The 2,974-nt window shown below is 60.5% G+C and carries 2 protein-coding genes; one reads left to right on the plus strand and one right to left on the minus strand.

All coding sequences use genetic code 11. From position 1 onward, the window contains the following. The first annotated feature begins 300 nt into the window (after positions 1 to 300). Positions 301 to 1,869, plus strand: a complete 1,569-nt coding sequence (gene ltrA / locus ACR9Y2_RS40230) for a group II intron reverse transcriptase/maturase (RefSeq protein WP_435047577.1) — start codon at positions 301 to 303, stop codon at positions 1,867 to 1,869. Between the two features lie 119 nt (positions 1,870 to 1,988). On the opposite strand, the gene ACR9Y2_RS40235 is transcribed toward ltrA, so the two are convergent. Further along, the gene (locus ACR9Y2_RS40235) at positions 1,989 to 2,765 is read right to left on the minus strand and encodes a transposase (protein ID WP_435047578.1); all 777 of its coding nucleotides are present in this window, start codon (positions 2,763 to 2,765) and stop codon (positions 1,989 to 1,991) included. Positions 2,766 to 2,974 lie beyond the last annotated feature (209 nt).

The following is a 2,974-nucleotide window of genomic DNA, read 5'->3' on the forward strand; positions in this document are numbered from 1 at the left end:
GAAAAGGGGACGTCCTGGCCTGTCAGTGCGCCGGGATAAACCGGCATGTAGTAGGGAATGAAAGAGTCCTACAGGAAAGGAGTAGCGAACCACCTGGCCTCGAGTCTTGCGGATGCGGTTGTGAAGCCGCAGTCGAAGCGTAGACAGAGGTATCAGTGGGCTGGGTATCGAGCTTCGAAAACAGGTTCTGGGATGCCGACCCTGTTGACAGAAGGGGAAGGCTGCACTGGAGTGGGCGTAAGCGCGAGCCCTCCGCCAGATCCCACGTAGTCGCAGACCCCAGGCACGCTGAGAAACTGCATGCACGAGAACCGGGAGACCTCATCGCTGGCTGCACGACAGCGGAGCAGTCCGGCCGGAGAAGGCGATAGCCGAACGACCGACATGAACGGCGGTGAGGAGTCGGATGACGTCGTAGTACCCGTGAAGTCCTCGAACAAAGTGACGGAGCAACAGGCCGTGGCGGCGGAGAGGGTGGAGGGAAGGACGTCAACCGAGGAGAACACCAACCAGGAACGCACGCCACCGGCACAGGACGGGCGAGGCGTGTCACAGGGCCTGGCGGGTGTGCGTAAGGTAGCGCGGGAAAGGAAGCAGGAACGGTTCACCACGCTGCTGCACCATGTGACGATCGATCTGCTGCGGCAAAGCTATCTGCATTTACAGAAGAAAGCGGCGCCGGGCGTCGATGGCGTGACGTGGCAGCAGTATGAGGAAGGTCTTGAGGATCGGCTCGCCGACCTGAAGGACCGGATTCACCGCGGAGCCTACCGGGCGCGGCCCTCGCGCCGGATCTACATACCGAAAGCGGACGGGCGCTTGCGCCCGATCGGCATTGCGGCACTGGAGGACAAGATCGTCCAACAGGCCGTGGTCACCATTCTCAACCAGATATATGAGGTGGACTTTCGGGGATTCAGCTACGGGTTTCGACCTGGACGCAGTCCGCATCAGGCGCTGGACGCGCTGAGTGCGGGGCTCTACCGGAAGCGGGTGAACTGGATTCTGGACGCCGACATTCGAGGCTTTTTCGACCGGATGAGCCACGAGTGGACGATGAAGTTTGTGCAGCACCGGGTCGCCGATAAGCGGATCCTGCGCCTGATCCAGAAATGGTTGAAGGCGGGGGTGAGCGAGGACGGCGAGTGGTCGGAAACGAAGGTGGGTACTCCGCAAGGGGCGGTGATCTCACCGCTGCTGGCCAATGTCTACCTGCACTACGTGTTCGATCTGTGGGTGGAGGTATGGCGGAAGAAAGTGGCGGAAGGCGAAGTGATCGTGGTCCGCTACGCCGACGATCTTGTGGTGGGTTTCGAGTACCAGGCCGAGGCGGAGCGCTTTCTGAAGGAATTCGGGCAGCGGCTGGCGAAGTTTGGATTGGAACTGCACGCCGAAAAGACGAGGCTGATCGAGTTCGGCAGGTTTGCCCGGAGCAACCGGCAACGACGGGGTGAGGGGGAGCCAGAAAGCTTCGCGTTTCTGGGGTTCACGCACCAATGCGGAACCAACAGTCGGGGTAACTATACGATCTGGCGGCGGACGGTGCGGAAGCGGCTGGAGGCGAAACTGCAACAAATCAAGCAGACGCTTCGGGCGCGGAGGCATAAGCCGGTTGCGCAGATTGGGAAGTGGCTCGAACGTGTGCTGAACGGCTTTTACCGATACCACGGAGTGCCGGGCAACTGGGTGAGTCTGTCCCGGTTCCGCAATCGGGTCGGATGCTACTGGCGGCACGCTCTGAAACGGCGCAGCCAGAAGGGCCGGCTGAAGGCGGGGCGTGTGACTCGACTATTCCAACGCTGGCTTCCCGTGCCCCGGCTGGTGCATCCCTATCCCGACATACGCTTTGACGCCACACATCCGAGGTAGGAGCCGTATGCGGTAGTCCCGCACGTACGGATCTGTGCGGGGGGCGGTCAGCGATGGCTGTCCCTACCGCGCCCTGCCGCTTTACCCGTATATTTCCCCAGACAATACTCTCCAGTATTCTACTCACAGCAGCCACTCCCGATCATAGTGGATCCGCCCATCCACTTTCTGGCACTCAGTACCTCACCCCCCCCTCGCTGGGGCCTGCTCGCCGGCCACCTTCGCCCAAGGCAGAGATCGTTTTGCATGCATTTCCTCCTTAAAACTTGATCCTCGAAGGGTTGGCCAGAGTATGTTGCACGCCGTAGCGCTTTTAGCTCGACAACCATTTCCGGTTCATTCAGCAGGCGCGCCCAAGTGGCAGCGCCACCAGCCGCGCGCCAGAACGTCAGGTCCGCAATGCGCGCGGGGTCTTCCACTGATAGATGAGCCTCGGCGCTGGACCATTCATAGCAACGCGGGTCTGCCACCAGTCCAGCCCGAACCGGGTTCATTTCCACATAGCGCAAGGCCGCCCACTGAGGTGATGCGCCCAACGGACAGGAATGGAACCGGTTCTGCCAAAGGTGCCCACAACGCCCCCGGCGAGCATTCAAGTATTGAGCGTAGCGGCCGTGCACACGCTGCATCACCTCGGCCAGGACAGGCACCTCGTGTGGCACGGCAATCAGGTGGATATGCTTGGTCATCAGGCAATAAGCCAAAATCGGGAGGTTGCTGACGGCCGCCTGTTCGCGTAACAAACGCATGTAGGTTAGCCGGTCGCGGCGGGAAGGGAACACGGATTGGCGGTCGGTACCACGTTGGGTTATGTGATGTGCTACGCCTGGCGCAATGAATCGAGCGGATCGAGGCATTCTGATCAACCAATACACTGCAGGATGATTTCTTCTCATCCAAATGCGAGAGTGACAGACCAGGACGTCCGTGCGCCGGGATAAACCGGCATGCAGTAGGGAATGAGAGAGTCCCACAGGAAAGGAATAGCGAACCACCTGGCCTCGAGTCTTGCGGGGCGCGTCGTGAGGCGCGAGTCGAAGCGTAGACAGAGGTATCAGTGGGCTGGGTATTGAGCTTCGAGAATGAATTCTGGGATGCCGACCCT

This window comes from Paludibaculum fermentans (genome assembly GCF_051172195.1).
Lineage (GTDB): Bacteria > Acidobacteriota > Terriglobia > Bryobacterales > Bryobacteraceae > Paludibaculum > Paludibaculum fermentans_A.